Source organism: Bacteroidia bacterium (assembly GCA_020852255.1).
Classification (GTDB): domain Bacteria; phylum Bacteroidota; class Bacteroidia; order JADZBD01; family JADZBD01; genus JADZBD01.
In genome coordinates, this window is the sequence record JADZBD010000001.1 from 59,897 (window position 1) to 79,755 (window position 19,859).

General features: G+C 48.9%; 12 protein-coding genes. 3 read left to right on the top strand and 9 right to left on the bottom strand.

Features of this window, described 5'->3' with window-relative positions; genetic code table 11:
• The first annotated feature begins 78 nt into the window (after positions 1-78).
• Positions 79-1,866 carry an elongation factor 4 gene (lepA, locus tag IT233_00240; GenBank protein ID MCC7301047.1) on the top strand — a complete coding sequence of 596 codons (1,788 nt, stop codon included), beginning with the start codon at positions 79-81 and terminating at the stop codon, positions 1,864-1,866.
• Positions 1,867-2,074: 208 nt separating this feature from the next.
• Here the strand turns inward: lepA and IT233_00245 are convergent, their stop codons facing one another.
• From IT233_00245 to IT233_00255, 3 genes are read right to left on the bottom strand one after another with little or no spacing between them, the layout of a single operon-like run.
• Positions 2,075-4,237 carry an OmpA family protein gene (locus IT233_00245; protein MCC7301048.1) on the bottom strand — a complete coding sequence of 721 codons (2,163 nt, stop codon included), beginning with the start codon at positions 4,235-4,237 and terminating at the stop codon, positions 2,075-2,077.
• A complete protein-coding gene (locus tag IT233_00250; GenBank protein ID MCC7301049.1) occupies positions 4,234-5,277 on the bottom strand; it encodes a PorP/SprF family type IX secretion system membrane protein in 1,044 nt (347 codons plus the stop codon). The genes IT233_00245 and IT233_00250 overlap by 4 nt, the downstream gene beginning before the upstream one ends.
• A 26-nt stretch (positions 5,278-5,303) precedes the next feature.
• Complete coding sequence (locus IT233_00255) at positions 5,304-8,519, bottom strand: PKD domain-containing protein (protein ID MCC7301050.1); 3,216 nt, start codon at positions 8,517-8,519, stop codon at positions 5,304-5,306.
• Positions 8,520-8,755: 236 nt separating this feature from the next.
• Here IT233_00255 and IT233_00260 point away from each other — a divergent pair, with 236 nt between their 5' ends.
• The gene (locus tag IT233_00260) at positions 8,756-10,705 is read left to right on the top strand and encodes a tetratricopeptide repeat protein (GenBank protein MCC7301051.1); all 1,950 of its coding nucleotides are present in this window, start codon (positions 8,756-8,758) and stop codon (positions 10,703-10,705) included.
• Here IT233_00260 and IT233_00265 read toward each other — a convergent pair whose 3' ends face one another.
• From IT233_00265 to IT233_00275, 3 genes are read right to left on the bottom strand one after another with little or no spacing between them, the layout of a single operon-like run.
• Positions 10,706-11,401 carry a hypothetical protein gene (locus IT233_00265; GenBank protein MCC7301052.1) on the bottom strand — a complete coding sequence of 232 codons (696 nt, stop codon included), beginning with the start codon at positions 11,399-11,401 and terminating at the stop codon, positions 10,706-10,708.
• Positions 11,402-11,407: 6 nt separating this feature from the next.
• The gene (locus IT233_00270) at positions 11,408-13,018 is read right to left on the bottom strand and encodes a hypothetical protein (protein ID MCC7301053.1); all 1,611 of its coding nucleotides are present in this window, start codon (positions 13,016-13,018) and stop codon (positions 11,408-11,410) included.
• A gap of 11 nt (positions 13,019-13,029) precedes the next feature.
• Positions 13,030-13,587 carry a sigma-70 family RNA polymerase sigma factor gene (locus tag IT233_00275; protein MCC7301054.1) on the bottom strand — a complete coding sequence of 186 codons (558 nt, stop codon included), beginning with the start codon at positions 13,585-13,587 and terminating at the stop codon, positions 13,030-13,032.
• 125 nt (positions 13,588-13,712) lie between these two features.
• Here IT233_00275 and IT233_00280 point away from each other — a divergent pair, with 125 nt between their 5' ends.
• Positions 13,713-15,737 (top strand): DNA primase, encoded by a 2,025-nt coding sequence (locus IT233_00280; protein ID MCC7301055.1) that lies wholly within the window; start codon positions 13,713-13,715, stop codon positions 15,735-15,737.
• A gap of 45 nt (positions 15,738-15,782) precedes the next feature.
• Here the strand turns inward: IT233_00280 and IT233_00285 are convergent, their stop codons facing one another.
• The 3 genes from IT233_00285 to IT233_00295 form a co-directional block, all read right to left on the bottom strand.
• Positions 15,783-16,718 carry a T9SS type A sorting domain-containing protein gene (locus IT233_00285; protein ID MCC7301056.1) on the bottom strand — a complete coding sequence of 312 codons (936 nt, stop codon included), beginning with the start codon at positions 16,716-16,718 and terminating at the stop codon, positions 15,783-15,785.
• Positions 16,719-16,860: 142 nt separating this feature from the next.
• On the bottom strand, positions 16,861-17,916 hold the full coding sequence (locus IT233_00290; protein MCC7301057.1) for a T9SS type A sorting domain-containing protein: 1,056 nt from the start codon (positions 17,914-17,916) through the stop codon (positions 16,861-16,863).
• 42 nt (positions 17,917-17,958) lie between these two features.
• Complete coding sequence (locus tag IT233_00295; GenBank protein ID MCC7301058.1) at positions 17,959-19,812, bottom strand: ABC transporter ATP-binding protein; 1,854 nt, start codon at positions 19,810-19,812, stop codon at positions 17,959-17,961.
• Positions 19,813-19,859: the final 47 nt, after the last annotated feature.

A 19,859-nucleotide genomic window follows, 5' to 3' on the forward strand; every position in this document is an offset into this window, starting at 1 on the left:
AACCTAAGCCATTGGCCTTCAGGGACAGGGGCATGCGGGCTGCGTTCAAAAGTGTACCTTTGCTGGCCTTAAAATCGAATGAAACACATCCGTAATTTTTGCATTATCGCGCACATTGACCACGGGAAGAGTACCCTGGCGGATCGCTTGCTGGAAGTAACAAAAACCATCAGCAAGCGGGAGATGATGGATCAGGTGCTGGACGACATGGATCTGGAACGTGAACGCGGGATCACGATCAAGAGTCATGCGATCCAGATGATGCATGAAGTGCGCGGGAAGAAATATATTTATAATCTGATTGACACCCCGGGGCACGTTGACTTCTCGTATGAGGTATCCCGTGCCTTGGCCGCCTGTGAAGGAGCATTGTTGCTGGTGGATGCCTCTCAGGGGATTCAGGCCCAAACCATTTCCAACTTATACTTAGCCATTGAGAACGGCCTGGAGATCATTCCGGTTTTAAATAAGATTGATCTACCTTCAGCAGATCCGGAAACGGTGAAGGATCAGATTGTAGATCTGGTGGGATGTAAGCGGGAGGAGATTTTGCATGCCAGCGGAAAAACAGGTCATGGAGTTCCTGAAATTCTGGAAGCCATTGTAGATCGCATTCCTCCTCCCAAGGGAGATCCGAATGCTCCTTTACAGGCATTGATCTTTGATTCGGTTTTCAATTCTTTTCGTGGGATCATTGCCTATTTCAAGGTGGTGAACGGCACATTGAAAAAAAACGACCTTGTCAAGTTCATTGCCACTGAAAAAGAATACCATGCGGATGAGGTAGGCGTTCTGAAACTGGGAATGGAAGCATGTCCGGAGATTTCAGCAGGAAACGTGGGATATATTATTTCAGGAATCAAAGCCGCCGCCGAGGTAAAAGTGGGAGATACGATCACGCACGTTGAAAACCCCTGTGCAGAAGTGGTAAAAGGGTTTGAAGATGTAAAACCGATGGTATTTGCGGGAATTTATCCTGTGGATACAGAAGACTATGAAGAGCTGCGGGATAGTATGGAGAAGCTGAAGCTGAATGATGCCTCGCTCACCTGGGAACCGGAGAGTTCAGCTGCGTTAGGATTTGGTTTCCGTTGCGGGTTTTTGGGAATGCTTCATATGGAGATCATTCAGGAACGGCTGGAGAGAGAATTTAACATGACGGTGATTACCACGGTACCCAACGTATCGTATTACGCCTATACCATGAAAGGGGTGGAACTTCACCTCAAGAATCCATCTGATTTTCCGGACCCAAGTACATTGGAGCGTGTAGAAGAGCCATTTATCAAGGCAAACATCATTACAAAGGCAGAATTTGTTGGATCTGTGATGGGCTTATGCATTGAAAAGCGGGGAAGCATCATCAATCAGAGTTATCTGACCACAGACCGTGTGGAGTTGGTATTTGAAATGCCTTTGGCAGAGATCGTATTTGATTTTTACGACAAACTGAAAACCATTTCAAAAGGGTATGCTTCTTTTGATTACCATCCGATAGGATATAAAACTTCCGACCTTGTCCGATTAGATATTTTAGTAAACGGCGACATGGTAGACGCCTTGTCGGCTTTAATTCACCGCGACCGGGCGTACGATTTCGGGAGAAAGATTTGTGAGAAACTAAAAGAGCTGATTCCGCGACAGCAGTTCCAGATAGCCATACAGGCAGCGATAGGTGCAAAGATTATTGCCCGGGAAACAATTTCTGCCTTGCGAAAAGACGTAACTGCAAAATGTTACGGAGGGGATATTTCACGTAAGCGTAAACTTCTGGAGAAGCAGAAAGAAGGTAAGAAGCGCATGCGCCAGATTGGTGCGGTGGAAATTCCACAATCCGCTTTCATGGCGGTTTTGAAACTGGATTAACAGAGCAGACCTGCCTGCGCTGCCGCTTCGGCAGGCAGGCTACCGAACGGACTTAGCTTGCTCCTGTATGTAAATCTACTGCCTGAAGTCTGCTTCATTTTAAAAACTGGGATCCGGATGCTTAATGTGAGCTGCGTAAATATAGCACTCTTTAACATAAATAAAAAACCCCGGCTGTTGACCGGGGTTCTATGTGATTGGGTGTGCATCAATTCTTGTACTTGATCTCGATCTTGGTCTCACCTACTACCTTGAACGTTGTGCGACGGTTCTTCTGGTGGGCTGCCTCCTTCTCCTTCGTCGTCTTTAATGCATTGATGAACTTTTGACTGTGCGTAACTACCGTGCCGTCCTTCTCCGTATACGACCATGGTACCGTTTCTCCATATCCCTCTGAGGTTAACCGCTTCGGATCAATGCCCTTCGTAATAAGATACTCCACTACACTCTTCGCACGACGCTTCGAAAGATCCAGGTTGTAGGAGTCTGATCCCCTCGTGTCTGTGTGAGCACTGATCTGAATGCTTACGTGCTCGTTCAGCGTAAGAAAATCTGCCAACGTGTCCAAAATCTGCTTCGAACGGGGCCGCAGCGTCGCCTTGTCAAAGTCGTATTCAATGCCCTCAATCACAATCTCACCACCGGGTATCGGTGTAAGGTAAAAATCCTGAATGAAACTTTCGCTCTCTGTCTTGTCCTTCGTAGTCACTGAAGCGGCGTCGCTGAAAAACTTGTTCTTCTGTGCCTTTATAAACCATTCGGCATCCTCCGGAAGCGGAGTCTCGTAATATCCTTTGTCATCGGTAATGAACATCATCGGCTCCCTGTTGAATCCCACATCCTTAAAAGATACCAGAGCGTTCGGAATTACCTCGTTCGTCTCTGAATTATAAACCACCCCGCTTATGCTGAAAATCGGCGGATTCTTCACCACCTCGTAAACTTTGTAACAATAGGTCGGCTCCGGACCGCATCCTACACACTGCTCACGGTCACTTGAGAAATACGCCGTCTTCTGATCGTTCAGAATAACAAAATACGCATCGTCTTTGCTCGAATTAACAGGGCCTTTCATATTCACAGGCTGCCCCCATACGGTGTCCGTTTCCGTAGCGTATGTTTTGAAAATATCCAAGCCCCCGAAACCCATGTGCCCGTCTGATGAAAAGTACAATGTGGTGGTTTTGCTGCTGTAAAAAGGACTTACTTCGTTCTCTGAACTGTTAATATTGCTCCCCAGGTTCACCGGGGTGCCGGGGTTGCCGTTCTCATCGAGCGAACAATACCAAATATCCATTTTACCTTTTCCGCCCGGACGATCTGATGCAAAATAGATCTTATCCTCCTCAAAATTCAGTGAAGGGTTCATGGAACGGTATCCGTCTACGTTTACTCCGGGCAGCTTCATGGGCTGAAGCCACTTGCCGTTCATGTACCTGGCCAGGTAAATATGACACTCCTTCGGATCCGCCGGATTCCAACGGGTGAAAAACAACATGTCCTTATTCACTGACAAATACGGCGATCCTTCATGCATACCCGTGTTAACATTCCCTTCCAGCAGCATCGGTGCTGTCCAGCTCTGTCCGTTCTTCGTGATCGTAAAGATGTCGCAGAGGTAAAACGGATCCTCCTGCTCTTCTTTATCCTCAGTGTTCGTCACTTTCCCGTCCTTCCGGGCCGAGGTAATCAGCATCTCCACATTCATCTCTGCAAAAGCAGTGGCAAAGGTGGCGCTGGCTTTCGGTGAGTTCACTGTAGTGTCCATTAAGGATATCACGGTGTTCTTCTTTGTGCTGTTACTGTCCATCGCAAAATAACAACTCAGCGCTCCCGCACTCGCCCGCTTGTATTGATAACTGCCTTTCAGGAGTGAATCCGCTGTAATAGACTCGAATATCTGCAGCGCGTCGTGATACTTTTTGTTCGTCATCAGTATCATCCCGAACCACATCTTATCCTCCGGATACCGCTTTTCGTCAATTTTCAATGATTTACGGTACCATATCTCCGCCTTATCGTAATTACGGATCAACCGGTAACACTCTGCCACCCGGTGTACTACATAATCATAACCAATTCGCTGGGTGATGTTCTTCACCACGCTGGTATCTTCCTGCATCACTTTGGAAGTGTCTGTTCCTGTGGAATCCAGAGGGGGTACAAATGTGCGTATGTCGTACGGAAATAAATAATCTCTTGAATGCATCGTGCCCGGCTCTATCACCCGCTGGTAATACTCCACCGCAGAAGCGTAATCTCCTACTTTATAGGCATCTTCCGCATACTGAAGCCATTCCTTCCGTGTTTGGGAAAAGGCTAAACCGCCGCAGAGATAAAAAAGAAAGAAAACGGATAACAGCTTTTTCATAAACGGGGACAATTATTTGCACGTTGCGGACCGGTTCGCCGCCCGGTGTAGGTCACGGACAGTTCAAGACCTCCGCGGTGATTGGTGTAAGGATTCAGGGATGAGGTATTAATGTCGTAACTAAGACGGTAGATCCACGGACCCATTTTCAACCCCATCTCCATCACTATCGCGTCATCTTCACTATGGTAAAAATTCTCCTTCGCGGTTACCGGACCCGACAAGCGGAAGGTAGGACCGAAAATCAGAAATACATCCTGCTCTTTCAGGTAATAATGACCGTGCACCGAAAACGTGAATTCGCGCGCATTGGTCTGACGTAGCAGGAGAAATTTAGGCAGAAGCTGCAGCTTGTCGTTGATAGAGAAACGTACGCCCCCGTGAAAGGTGTGATGAATAGGCAAGCGGTTATCGGTTCCATAAAACGATTCCTTCGGGCGCGTCAGGTGCCGCACACTGTATCCGAAAAAGGGATTCACACGTACCGCGTCTTTGGCATAATAATAAATGAATCCTGCATTCAGATCCGGCATGAAAATGCCTTCATCTCCCATCGTCTCTCCTGAAGGTATGCTGGTATCAAAATACCCTCCGTTGGAATAGCTGTATTGCTCGTCCCAGGTAAGTTTGGAAAACTGAATACTCTTCTGTATAAATCCCAACTGAGCTCCCATGGAAATATGGTGGTATTCTTTCTCCTTGTCCAGGATCAGATCATAGGATCCGGAGGCAAGAAAACTGAAAACGTTGTAGTTGCCTGTGCCCGCTCTGTAATCCATCAGCTGCCCGCCGGCCGCAAACTTTCCCAGCGGCATGTCGAAAGATCCGGCAAAGGTCTGGAAGGGATGATGCGCGATGGCACTCCACTGCGTGCGATAGTGCGCATGCACACGGTAATAGCCTTCAAACAAGCCGGTCATAGCCGGATTTACATTCAGCGACGCGCCGTCGTATTGTGTCAGGTGAAAATCCTGGGAGCGCATCATCGTTCCGGCCAAAAACAGGGCCAGTACCGGAACGGATTTTATCATGGTTCTCATAGTGCTTTTCATTGGGGTTGCTGCGCTTATCTCACCAGGGTAACATCTCCCTTCAGAACGTGCGAAACGTCATCCTCGGTAACACCTGTCACCGTCCAGACATATACACCCAGCGGTTGTTCCTTGCCGTCGCGTGTTCCGTTCCATCCTTTCGCCTGATCATTGGAAATGAACAGCAGTTCTCCCCAGTTGTTATAGATCCGGAATTCCAGCTCCTTGAACGGACCGCCCTTAACAAGCAGTTCATCATTGAACCCGTCACCGTTGGGTGAGAAACCACTCGGTACCAGTGGCGGAAGAGCAACAATCACTTCGTGATATACCGTATCAATACAACCATTGATATCTGTTACAATCAGCATCACTATAAAGGTTCCGCCGGTGGAATAGGCATGACTGGGATTCTGAACGTTCGAAGTAGTAGAATCACCGAAATTCCAGAACCAGGAAATGATGTTTGTCTGTGACTGATCTGTGAAATTCACCGTTTGTCCGACCACTGCCGTATAATCATCAATACCAAAGGCAGCCAAAGGTGCAGGATTCACTGTTACCGACTGTGTTACAGTATCTGCACAACCTGCCGAATTGGTCACGATCAGGCTTACGTTGTAATTCCCTGCGCTGCCGTAATTATGCACAGGATTCTGGGAAGTGCCCGTTTGTGAATCACCAAAATTCCAGGTCCAGCCCGTGATTGTTCCGGTGAGTGTAGTGGAAGAGTCTAAAAATTGTACCCCATCGTTCTGGCAGGCATTCAGCAATCCGAAATCGGCAACCGGCTGATAATATACATTCACCGTATCTACGAGCGTATCACTGCAACCATTGGAGGAGGTTACCACCAATGTTACAGTGTAGGTTCCGCCTGCACCGTAAATGTGCGTGGGATTCTGGTTGTTGGAGCTATTGTTGGCACCGGAGGGAGGATCTCCGAAATTCCATGTCCATCCGGTAATCACTCCCACCGTGGTGGTGGATCCGTCCGTAAATCCTGTGGGCGACCACGGACACACATTCGTGGAAGCAAACTGAGCAGTCGGTGCAGGGATGAGCGTCATGAGCAGGGAATCATGCTGCGGCAAACATCCCCCGTTATTCGTGGTATAAAAGTGCAGCCATACAGAACCATTCGCGTTATCCGCTGCGCTGGGAACATAGGTTGGATTCAGGATAGCATTTGAGGGAAGGAACTGCCCGGTTCCGGAGCTGGTCCAGTACCCTGCTCCGGTAGTGGTAGTGGCCGAGAGCGGAATCCATGCGCCTGCACAGGCTGAATCGTTATTTGTAATTGCCACAGAAGGCGGCGGTGTGAAAAAGATGGTTACCGTGTCGCAGGTAGGTAAACAATTCCCGTTACCGGTGGTGCAGAAAAGAAGAACCACAGATCCGTTTGCAGTATCCTGCGGCGTGGGAATGTAATTCGGGTTCACAATATTCGGGTTGGGAACAAATGTTCCGTTGCCGGTAATAATGGTCCACGATCCTCCCGTAGCCGGAGGTGTGAACGTTCCGCTGAGCGGCACATAAGCCGTGTCCTGACAAACGAAAATATCGCTGCCTGCACTGGCGCCCGGTCCGGGCGTAAAGGTGATCACAATGGTGTCTGTATCAGCTGTACACAAGCCATTGCCGGTGGTGATAAGCAGTAAAGTAGCCGATCCGTTGCTCACCTCCAAAGGCGTAGGCGTGTACGTAGGATTGAGTACGGTGTTACTGGGCGTGAATGTTCCGTTTCCGATCCATAAACCGCCGGTAGCATTCAGTACGGTACCTCCCAGGGCTATGGTTGGACTATTCGTACAGGCAATCGTGTCATTCCCGGCATTGGCAATGGGCCTGCCCTGAATGGTGATCACCTGTGTAATGGTATCTACACATCCGGCGGTGGAACCAATGATGAGTGTAACCGTATAGGTTCCCCCGTTATTGTAAATATGATACGGGTTCTGCTGCGTGGAGGTATTATTCGGCCCTGATGGCGGATCACCGAAATTCCAGGTCCATGCATTGATGTTATTGCCCGGCGAAGCCGTGGACGCATCTGTAAAAAACACGGTATCTCCTGCACATACCGGAGCGGTGTTTGTAAAGCCTGCCGCAGTGGAAGCAATTGAAATAGTATCGTAGGCGGTATCCGCGCAGGCTGTTCCCCAGTTGGATATAAGCATTACGGTGTAAGGACCCACGCCCGGATAAGTGTAGCAGGGAGGATTCGCTGAATAGGAAGTATCCGTTGTTACAGAAAGATCACCGAAGTTCCAGAAATAGGAACTGGCAGGAGGGGCCGTGGTATTGTTGAAACATACGGTGTTTCCGCCCGAACAATTACCCTGCGGCGTGAAGGACGCTACAGCCAGGGGCGGACAATAGACCACATTGAACTGGAAATCGCGAAGGATCTCGCCGATTTTTTGCCCATTCCGGAATTCCTCGCATTTAATCCCAACCACAAACTGACCAACATAAGGCGGACTTCCGTTGAGCAATCCCGTGCCCTGGTTAATGGTTAGCGCTCCCGGAGGACCTCCCAGCGCATTGGTAGGTCCATACATAAAGGTGGGAGGATTACCCGGATTGGTATTACTCCAGGTGATGGGAGTAAAAGTGGCTACGTTCAGCGGGAACGTAGGTGCATTATCATCAAATGGTGTATAAAGAGAGTAAACAAGCGAATCGCCGTCGGCGTCCGTAGCACTGTGATCAAAATTCAGCGGCTGGTTCTGACAAACAAACACCGGCGGAAACTGAGACCATTGAGGAGAGGAGTTAGTGAGCCATTGGGTGTTGTCGGGGATGTAGGTATACCAGGTTTCTCCGGTTGCCAGGGGATTCACTACGTTCCCAAGGGAAGAGTTGCGGCAGCAATACTGAAAATACACATGGTATCCTCCCGGATTGGGAGGAATATTATTGACCACGCGGGAATAAATGGCTTCTTCCAGACAGATACCCGGATTCGTAACACAGGTATCAATATTCAGAGGAACGAATGAAGCGCCGGGGAAAGGAATGCTCACTGTGGTAAATGCCGTTCCGTTGGGAAGACGCACAAGAATATTCGCAGTTCCCGGGAAGGAGGCATTACCGGGAGCGCAATCACGGTACAACTTCAGGATGAAACGGTAGGTGGAACCTCCCAGGTGCTCATAGGTCAGCGAGCCTCCCACAATGTGGGTTGCGAAGGCTGTGACGGGGGCAATAAAAAGAACTAAAATGAGAAGGGGTAAGAATTTTCTCATGATCCGGTGAATTTAGGGTGCATAAAAATATAAAAAAATACTGAAAACCAGTGGGTTTACTCAACTTTGCCCATCTTTTCCAGTATCCGCAAAACAGACGTATCCAAAGGCAATAAGGTTGGTTACTGGTTCAAAAATTCATTCACCTTGACAAAACCATTTAACTTATTGATTTTATGGCATTTAACTAAATATCGAGGCGCCGGACCTCACCGGTCTATTTCTATATTTGCGGAATGGCGAAAAAAGGCAAGGCAATAAGTCAAACTCCAAGGGGTTCATTGTTCCGGCAATACCGTACCATTTGCCTGACCCTGGCAGCCACTGCTTTTTTCCTCTATTTCAATACTCTGGGGCACGAATATGCCTTCGATGATTCGGTAGCCATTACTGCGAACGAATTCACAAAAAAAGGGGTTCAGGGTATTCCGGATCTGATGACGAAGGACCTTTTTGCGGGGATTTACGGGCAGGGGCTGGAGATCGGGGGTGGCCGGTGGCGACCACTTTCGCTGGTTACTTACGCCATTGAATGGGAGATAATGGGTGGGCCCTCGCCGGGACTAAGTCATTTTATTAATGTACTGCTTTACTCCGTTTGTATAGTAATGCTTTTCCTGGCGCTCATCCGGCTCACAGAACATCCCTTACTTGCGTTGATGACTTCGGTACTTTTTCTGGTTCATCCGCTGCATTCGGAGGTAGTAGCGAATATCAAATCAAGGGATGAGATCTTCTCTCTTCTTTTTATTCTGGCGTCTGTTTGGTACCTGCTGAGCGACCGTGCGGGTGTCCAATGGAAAGCGGCTTCTTTTTTCGCACTGGCGCTACTCTCGAAGGAGAACGGAATACTTTTCCTGTTGTTCTTTCCTTTCCTTCTTTTTCTGATCCGGAAGCTTCCGGTAAGGGATGCGCTGAAACGCTCACTGCCGCTACTCATTACCGGTTTAGTTTATCTTATCATCCGGTCTGTGCTGGTGGGAACAGTGGGCGACAAAAGTACGGCAGACCTGATGGAAAATCATTTGTTCGGTACAGGATTCGGAGAACGGACCGCGAGCGTTGCACTTATTTTCTGGGAATATCTATGCCTCTTTTTCTTTCCGCATCCGCTCTCCAGCGATTACTCTTTTAATCAGATTCCTGTTGTGGGTTGGGCGGATTACCGTGCGATCCTTTCATTTGTTGTTCACGGGGCGCTGTTGGTTATCGCTGTGCTTATTCTGAAACGTTCCCCGCGCGAAAGAAATTCCGGAATTACCCTCTCCGACATGATTGCTTTCGGTATCCTGTTCTATCTCATTCAACTTTCACTGGTTTCGAACCTGCTGTTCAATGTTGGTGCTCCGCTGGGAGAACGATTTACCTTTACGGCAAGCCTGGGCGCCTGCCTGGCGGTGTGCGCGTTGGTACTTTGGTTGCTGAAAACCTCCATAAAAGAAGCAGAATGGAAGAGCAAACCGATGTTGATCATTCTTCTTCTGTCAGTACCGCTTGCTCTAAAAACCTTTTCACGCAATCCCGACTGGAAGAATAATCTTACACTCTTTGCGGCCGATATCCATCACGCGCCGAACAGTGCAAAGGTTCACTTCTATCTGGGTAATTCCCTTTACAACGCGGCAATGGATAATAAAGGCCTTCCCGAATACAAAGAGCAGTTACTGGCTTCAAGGGGGCCACTTCACCGCGCCACTCAGATTCATCCCGGCTTTCATCACGCCTGGAACAAACTGGGAACAGTGTATGCAGAACTGAAAATGCCGGACAGTGCCATCGTTTGCCTTGAAACTGCTCTGGCTGCCGTACCCGAAAACATCAATTTGAAATCAGGAGAAAAAGATAAGGTGCTCTCAATGGACAGAACGGGTGTAGATGCTCTGGCCACGCTGGGATCCGTTTACGGAGAACAGAAAGGCGATTTTACTAAAGCGATCTATTACCTGAATGAATCTCTGCGGTTCAATCCCAACAACTTCCCTGCCCTGCAGAACCTGGGGATCGCCTATGCAATGAAAGGAGACACTCCGAATGCCATTGCGGCCTTTGAACGTGCTGCCGCACTGGATCCCAACAACGGGCAAACCTACCTGAACCTTGGAAAACTGTACGGAAATTCAGGAGACATGAAGCGCGCGAATATGTATTTTGAAAAAGCGAAATCCCTGGGAGTTGAGGTTCGTTGATTAGTAGCCCACTTTTCGCTTCCCTGTTTCAGCCAAAAATATTCTCACGGGATCAAGAATCTTTGCGTTTCCGCCGGGCATCACCACAGCGGCATCCACAATGGTAATAGAGGAGCCGGGGTTCAGAAGAAAAAGTTTTTCCCGCATGGTCAGGTTAAACTTATTTCCGGCGGTGGTTAACGTATCAGTTTGTCCCGATGCGTCTGTATAAACCATAGAGAAACCGGTCACCGGCAAAAACACTTTCTGACTTTCGAGAAAAGCTGTGATTCCGTTTCGGATGTGAAGATCCCAGAGATCCATTACAGAATCCCTTTTCACGCCGCAGACTTTAAGAACAGGTTGCGGGGCGCGGCGTATGGTATACTTTCGTGTAAAACAAACGGCTCGTGTTCCGTCCGGAAGGATCTCCAGCACGGTAATCAATGCAGAAACATCTTTTTCATCTACTGTAACAGAAAACAGGCTGTCTTTTCTTTTGATCTTTCCACCCGTCACCATGATCCCGCCTACCTTAAATTCCCCGGTGACTCTGAGTACGAAATAATTTTCCTGTTCTGTCCACAATGCCGAATCATTGGGCCATAAAGAAACCCGCATCGCATCGTCTTTTACCTTAAACACCACCGTATCCTGCGCCTTAGCAGGAAGGATCAAGAGTAGAAAGCAACCCGCTGACAATAACGGTAGGCGCATGTGTTCTCAAAGATTAAGAAGGCGGCGGGCATCCTGCTCGGAACCTATCCTGCCCGGGTGAACAGTGAGCGTGTATACGCAGGCACCGTGCTCAGGTTTCGCCTTTTTGAAATCTTCTGCGCTGAGGGTGGCTATTCTTCCGTCGGCGGTTAGGGTCCATAACTGGTTCCGGGTTTTAGGATTGTACCTGAAACTCCGTATAGTATCCCCGTAGTAGGTAAACATCATGTTCCTCCCCTGCTCCACCAGGTAAACCGTGCCCAGTTTAAGGGGCTTACCTGTCTGGTCTTTAAAACTGGCGATAATCTCCATTCCTTTGGGAAGAAGCTTCGGACAATCGCTGTTATAGATTCCAAAACGCTCCACATTGAAAACACGCATGACTGTTTGAGTATTCGCCGTAACCAGTTTCTGCCACTCCTGCAGCTTTTTTCCTTCCGTGTTATCGAACTCTACTTCCCCAACGTAGCGTGCGTTCAGTTCACGAAGCATGTTGAGGTCGGCTGTTAGTTTTTTCTCCCTCCGGCGGAGGTCCTGATGATACTTCTCCAGTATGGCATTTGCTTTTTTGATATTCTTCTCTCCCAGCACCGGGCGCGCTTTCACTGTGATCTTCTGCGTCCAGTCGGTAAACTCAAGCACACACCATCCGGCACTGTCGGCCGACTTCATCCTTACATTTCTCCACGTTTTTGTGGAATACATCTTTGCAAATTGTTTTTCTTCTGGAGCCACGGCAAACTTAAGGTTCCGGTACCCGGCCCACTCAGGAAAACGCACTGTATCCAGATCCACCACCAGCAGTAATTCATTGCCGCGGGGTATAAAAGGAGAAGGCGGGATGTTTTTTTTCAGTTCCTCCCGGTCTTTTACCTGCTCATCCAGAGAATTCATCAGTTGCTTCCTGAGTGAGACCGGATCAAATTGAGTCAGCAGGCTGTCCAGTGTATTTTTCCAGGGTTCAGGTATTCCGGCCGTATCTTTTCCGAGGTACTCCCATCGTCCGCTCCGGGAGTCAAGAAAATAGGAGTTGAAGTGATTTCCCGGCTGAACAGAAACCATTTCAACTTTCACTGAATTACCGGGGCGTAATTGCAGCGGGCGATCTCCGTCGAAGGCGAGGATCTCGATCATTCCGCCCGATTCAAAATGATAGCGTGTTCCTGCGGAATCATAGGTCATTGGAATGCCGCTGAGGAAAAAATCTTTTGGCCCATGGAATTCCCGGTAGCGAAGTTGTACCGGGCCTGCGAAAGGTTGGCCGTTCTCACCCATGAAAGCCCCTGCGGGTACATGAATCTGCGATCCCGAACGGAACCGGTAAACACCCCCCTTCCCGCCGTCGAACGTGAATACAGTATCCGGTGCCTGCGGCCAGGGTACTGAATCTGTGAAGTTATCTTGCAACAAAAGGAGGGGCAACGATGACCGTTCGGGCCCCCAAAGCAGCAGCCCTGCCACTATTCCCGAAACGGCCACCGTACCTGCCATCCACTTCAGCCAGCCACTCTTCGCCCCCGTAGTGTATTTCAGTTGCCGGTTAAAATCCATCTGCTCCGCAATCTCGCGTTCACTGATTGCTTCCCGGTCTTTTAGAATAAGATACTTACTTTTCATCTCTGTTCTTTTTAAATACCCTTCATTTCCTTCTTTAACAATTCCAATACTTTATATAGGCGTTGTTTTGCCGCGCTTTCGCTAATTCCCAGGATACCGGCAATCTCTGCGAAGGAACGCTGCTCAAAAAAGCGCATTTCCACGAGTTGCACCTCCGTTTCTTCCAGGGTTTGCAGTGCGCGAAAAAGCGTTTCGTCCTGTTCCCGGCTGCCGCACTCTTCCGCAATCAACGCAATGCCTTCCTCCCGGATGGAAACTGTCCGGCGAACTTTTCCGGAGCGGTAATGCTTTCCCAGGATGTTTAGCGCGATACGGAATAGCCAGGAAGAAAAGGGGAAACCGCGGGTAGTATAGCGTTTCAGCGAACAAATGGCTTCACAGAAAACCTGCGAAGTGATATCGAATGCCAGATCCCTATTTTCCACCCGGTTATATACAAAACGGAGGATGCTCCGGTAGTACCGTTCGTAGAGCGGTCGAAACGCCTGCGGATCCTTTTGCGCAGCCTGCACTTCCTGCCATTCGTCGCTGATCTCAGCTGCGTCGGTTGGTACCCTGGTTCCGGTCATCCTGCGTTGTACGGAGTACATTGATTACGGTTTCTTCCCCATAGATACCATCCGCCATTAAAAAGTCTGGGGAGCTATAAAATTCTTTCAGGCCACAGGCGAAAAAGGGCTAAATTTAGGCTGGGATGATCTCAAAAAATACCATAGCCCGCATCTTTGAAACCGCCCGTGTAGAGGAGGTGATCGCAGACTTCGTTTCACTGAAGAAACGGGGAGCGAACATGATCGGATTGTGTCCTTTCCACAATGAGAAAACCCCGTCGTTTCATGTGTCGCCTTCCAAGGGGATCTACAAATGTTTTGGCTGCGGCAAAGCGGGCAACGCCGTGAACTTTATCATGGATCATGAGAGCCTGAGTTTTCCGGAAGCCCTGCGGTTTCTCGCTTCCAAATACAGTATTGAAGTAGAGGAAGACCGGGTGGAGACGCCGGAGGAAGTAAAGCAACGTCAGGCCGAAGAAGAAGAGAGAGAAAGCCTCATGGTGGTGTCTTCCTTCGCGCAGAAACACTTCACGAAGAACCTGTGGGAGACAGAGGAAGGAAAAAATATCGGACTGGCCTACTTTGAAGAGCGGGGGTTCCGGAAAGACATCATTGAAAAATTTCAGCTCGGGTACAGCATAGATCAATGGCGGGAATTCTCCGACGCTGCACTCAAAGCCGGATATCAGCTTGAATTCCTTGAAAAAACCGGGCTAACGATCGTCAAACGGCCGGAGGGCGGGGCTACCGCAACGGAAAATGCACCTGCCTCTTTCTTCGACCGGTTCATGGGCAGGGTGATGTTTCCGATTCATAATGTAACCGGACGCGTGATCGCATTCGGGGGCAGAACCCTTTCCGCCGATAAAAAAACTGCCAAGTATATTAATTCGCCGGAATCGCCGATCTACTACAAGACCAAGGTTCTGTATGGTCTGTATTTTTCCAAAACGGCTATTTCCAGGGAAGACGAGTGTTTCCTGGTGGAAGGGTACACGGATGTGATCTCACTGCACCAGGCCGGTATCTCCAACGTAGTAGCCAGTTCCGGAACCTCGCTTACCGTTGAACAGATCCGGGCTATCCGGAGGTACACAAAAAACATTACAATACTTTACGACGGTGATCCTGCGGGTATCAAAGCCAGCTTCAGGGGTATTAACCTCGTGCTCGAGGAAGGAATGAACGTAAGAGTGCTGCTCTTTCCTGATGGCGACGATCCGGACTCTTATTCCCGGAAAGTTTCCTCCGATGAGTTCAGAAGATTCATCCGGGAGCATACACAGGACTTCATTTCCTTTAAAACCAAACTCCTCTATAACGATATCCAGGGCGATCCAATCAAAAAAGCGGAACTCATCAAGGATATTGTAGAAAGCATCGCCCTTATTCCGGAACAGATCACCCGCTCCGTTTACATCAAAGCCTGCTCCAACGTGATGGACGTTGCGGAGCAAACCCTGCTCAACGAGCTGAACAAGATCCGCCGCAAGAAGCTGGATGAAAAACGAAAAACAGAAGAAAACTTTCAGCCGGATCTCGGAACGGCTTCCGTGGTTCCTGTTCAGGTGGACGATCGTCCGCTTTATCCGGATTCCCAGGAAAGCCAGGAAAAAGATCTGATCCGCATCCTGCTTAATTTCGGAAGGGAAGTAATTGCCACGGAGGATCAGGACATTGATGGCAACCCCGCAATGATTTCGGTTTCCATTGCTCAGTATATTCTGGATTCCGTTAATCTGGACGAGGTAGACGGCATGCGCATTGAGTTCGAAGTATCCGCTTACAGAAAAATATTCGAGGAATACAACCGCTGTTTCAACGAAGCGCTGATCCCCGAACCTTCCCACTTCACACAAAATGCGGATGCCGCTATTTCCTCCGCAGCAATAGATCTATTGACCAGTGAATACGACCTCTCACCTAACTGGGAAGAACGCCACGGTATTTACGTTCCCACCGAAGAACGCTCTTTCCAGCGCATGGCCGAGGAAGCCGTGATGTGCCTGCGTCTGAAACTACTCGACCGTATCAAACAGAAAAAGCTCGAAGAACTTCAAAAGGAAACCGATGAAGCGAACATGGTTATCCTTCTCGATTACATCCGCTCCCTGGATAACGCGAAAACCGTTCTGGCCACACGGCTGGGGCGTACCGTGTTAAAATAAAAAAGCCCCGGATCTGCCGGGGCTTCATGTATCAATAAGGGCAATCTATTCTTTTATAAACTTTCCATTACCCATTCCAATGCCCAGTGTACTGCGAACCGTATAGGAATAAGTTCCTGCCGGGAGCATTCGTACATCCAGTGTAAGGGAGGAAATATTCCGGAGAGAAGTATTCATTACCAGTTTCCCGTTCACATCATAGATCTCCAGCGCCAGCAGATCTGTTCCGAGGGCAGAGGCATCCACCGTCAGACTTTCTGTTACCGGGTTCGGATAAACGGTTACCGGAGCAGTATCATCGTTCTCATCAATTCCCACCCAGCCGCTGAAGCTGATATTATCAATGTGCAATTCACTGTTCACCCGCGGATAATACCCGCTGCTTGCCGTGATTCCGATCGAAATGCTGTCGGGCAAAGTGCTGAGCTGGTAACTGCTGGATAATGGAATGGAGTAATTATTGTAGGATGTTGAAGGATTAATGGGAACCCAAACTTCCATGATTATATCACGAGACGCTCCGTTCCATTTTGTCATCTGCACATATACAGAAGCAGTATCTACCCCATTTGGTGCATATTTTGCGGCGAAATTCAGAATCGCCGGCCGCCCGGTGAAGGGGATGCGATCCTTCATCGCAAAACTGGGTATCATGGTAAAAGAACCGGAAATGCACGCACCGAGTGTGTCAGGGATGGTGGTAGAATCCGGGTTGAGCACCAGCACAACGGTTTTAAGTCTGAGCGACCAGGTTCCCATGTAATTATCCGGAGCTCCTGCCTTGAAGGCCGAGGTGGGGTTCGGATTCGGGTTAGGTATTGTCAGAAGGGGCGAAGCAAAAAGATTTGCAGTGATCCATCCTGTGGGCTGCTCCGGCTCCTGAGCTGAAGCTCCCCAAGTCTCGAATCCGCCGTTCATGCTCTGCGCACTCAGCAAGAAGGCCGACAGCAGCAGGGTTGAAGTGAGTAATATTCTTTTCATGTGAGAAGATTTTGGTTTAGTGTGTATCAAAGATGGCTAAAATTCACCTGACAAAAAATTGAAATGGTACTAATTCTTACCCGTTCATCCGTAAAAAAAGCCCCCTGTCCGTGACAAGGGGCTTGAAAATGAGGGGAAAAGCTTATTTAACAATGCTGAACTTGCCTGCTTTTTTCATGGTGTTGCTTCCATCCACTGCCACATAGAAGTAGGTTCCGGCAGCGAAAGATTCCACATTCAAGGAAACCTGTGAACCCTGAACCTGAATTTCCCGGATAAGGTTACCGGAAACATCCATAATCCGGATCGTTTTCACATCCAGCCCCTTTGTCAGGAATGTAATAGACTGGGAAGCCGGGTTCGGATAATTGGGAATAGGGGTCAGCTCCTGCTCGCTGATCCCGCTCTGAGTGGGAGCAGCCTGCAACCAACTGGCATCTGTTACGTTACCAGCCGAGTCCGTGGAGATCTCCACCACAGGGAATCCGTAAGCATTATTTGTGTTCGGTGTCCACCAGCTGTAGTTGTAGGAAGTATCAATATTGGTTTGAAACACCTGCCATACCGGAGGGAAGGACAGGTGTATGGAAATTGTATCATACGTGATGTTCATTTCGCGAACGCGCAGGCAGGGCAAGTTAGCGACCAGCGGAGTGGTTACTGTTCCCCATCCGTCAACCAATGACGTCTTCACCTTAACACTCTGAAGCCGTGCAGAATCCATTGGAGGATTTGGAAACGGCATCCGCACATCCATACCGGAAGTGTTATTAAATGTGGTATTGAAGGTGCTGGGCCACGACATGATTTGTTCATCCGGATTCATATCAATGATCATTGGGCCGAGGCCAAAATCGCCATACTGACCAAGGATTTTAAAATCTGATGAAGTATTGCGTGCGAAGGCATACATTCCGGAACTGCCGAAAATTACGGCCAGGTTGGAGGTGGGAAAACTGGAGGAATTCGGTAACCAGTTGGGATTGGTAAACGTCAGAGTATCCACCGTATGCGAGTTCAGGTTGGTGAAATTCCAGGTTTGGCTTGCGCCGGATGGGCCGGGAGTCACCACGGGCATGGTATCATGCGCCTGGCGAATCGCAAATCCGATGTTGGCAAGATCCCATTGTACCAGTGTAACCTGCGAAAAGGCCGCGAAAGAACAAAGGGAAAGACAACTGAGTAGAACTTTTTTCATGTGTGTTGTTTTTTGGTACGCAAAGATAAGAAAATCAGGGGCTCAGACAAAACTCTGCATATCGTACAAACGGCGGTAGATTCCATTCTTCCCGAGCAACTCCTGGTGTGTTCCTCTTTCTCTGATTTCGCCCTTTTCAAGCACCACAATCTCATCGGCATGCTGGATGGTACTGAGCCGGTGTGCGATCACCAGCGTGGTCCGGTTCCTCATTAATTTTCCCAGCGCATCCTGTACCAATCGTTCCGATTCGGTATCCAGTGCGGAGGTGGCTTCATCCAGGATCAGGATGGGAGGATTTTTCAGCACTGCCCTCGCGATGCTGATCCGTTGCCTTTGACCGCCTGATAATTTGCTCCCACGGTCGCCAATATTGGTATTATATCCTTCCGGCATGCGGCTGATGAACTCGTGCGCATTGGCAATCTCCGCCGCCTTCTGAACCTGCTCCTGACTTACACCTTCCATACCGAATGCAATATTATTGAACACCGTATCGTTGAACAAAATACTTTCCTGCGTTACAATGCCCATCAGCTTCCGGATGTCTCTCAGCCGGCAGTCACGTAAATCCATGCCATCTATAATCACGCTCCCCTGCCCTTCACCCGGATCATAGAAACGCGGAAGCATATCCGCCAGTGTGCTCTTCCCGGATCCAGATTGTCCCACCAGTGCCACCGTTTTGCCTTTGGGAATTGTCAGGTTGACATTATGAAGCACATACCCGCTGTCGCCGCGAGTGTAAGAGAATGAAACATTTCTGTACTGCACCTCCTTCTCAAAGGAATTCAGATTCAGCGGTTTTTCCGGGTCCCGAATGGTTACATCCGCCTCCGTGATTTTACGGATACGTTCCAGGCTTGCTACACCTTTTTGAATATTGAAATAGGCAGTGGTCAACGACTTGGCAGGGCCAATGAGTTGCGAAAAAACAGCGATATAGGCGATGAAGGAGGACGCCTCGAGCGTTGGCTGAGTTCCCAGTACCAGCACGCCTCCGAAGTACATTATGAGTACAAGAACCAGCACGCCGAGAAATTCGCTCAGCGGACCCGCCAGATCCACCCGCCGGTAGATACTCACCATGTACTGGGTGTAGGTCCGGTTGTATTCCTGAAACTGATCATCCGTCTTTTTCTCATGGTTGAAGGCTTTGATGATACGCAGTCCGGAAAGTGTTTCCTCAATAACAGAAAGAAGTGTGCCGGCCATTTCCTTTTCTCTGGCCGTGGTTCTGCGAAGCGTTTTTGATACACGGCCGATAAGAATGCCCATGAGCGGAAGGAGCACAAACGCAAAGAGCGTCAGCCACGGACTTATCCATATCAGCCAAATCAGAAAAAACGCAATATTGATCGGCTCGCGGAAAAGCATTTCCAGAGAATTCATCACGCTCCACTCCACCTCTTTCACATCATTATTCATCCGAGACATGATGTCGCCTTTGCGCTCATTGGAAAAAAAAGAAAGCGGCAGAACAAGAATTTTCGAGAAAACCTCATTACGCAGGTCTTTCACAACACCGTTCCGGATGGGTGCGAGATAGAACATGGCCATATACCGGCAAAGGTTTTTAAAAAAGATCATCACCAGCACAAAAACACAGATGAAAATCAGGGCCTGCAGTTTGCCCTCTTCCGTTACCAGACGCGTGATATGGTAATTAAAGGCATCCACAACACCTGAGGCAGAAAGGCTGAATCCGGGATCTCCCTTTTCAAGAATAGTCCGGTATTGCTCCTCGTTGGCGTAAAAGAGTACATCCAGGAAAGGCTTCAGCAGCGTCAGGGAAAAAAGTGAGAATACGGCAAATAAAATATTAAACAGAATGTTCAGTGCTGCGTACTTTTTATAATTCCTGACGAAAGAAAATACGCGAACGATGTACTTCATGGGAGCGAATATACGAATTAGATCAAGGTTCTAAGCTGAACGAATTG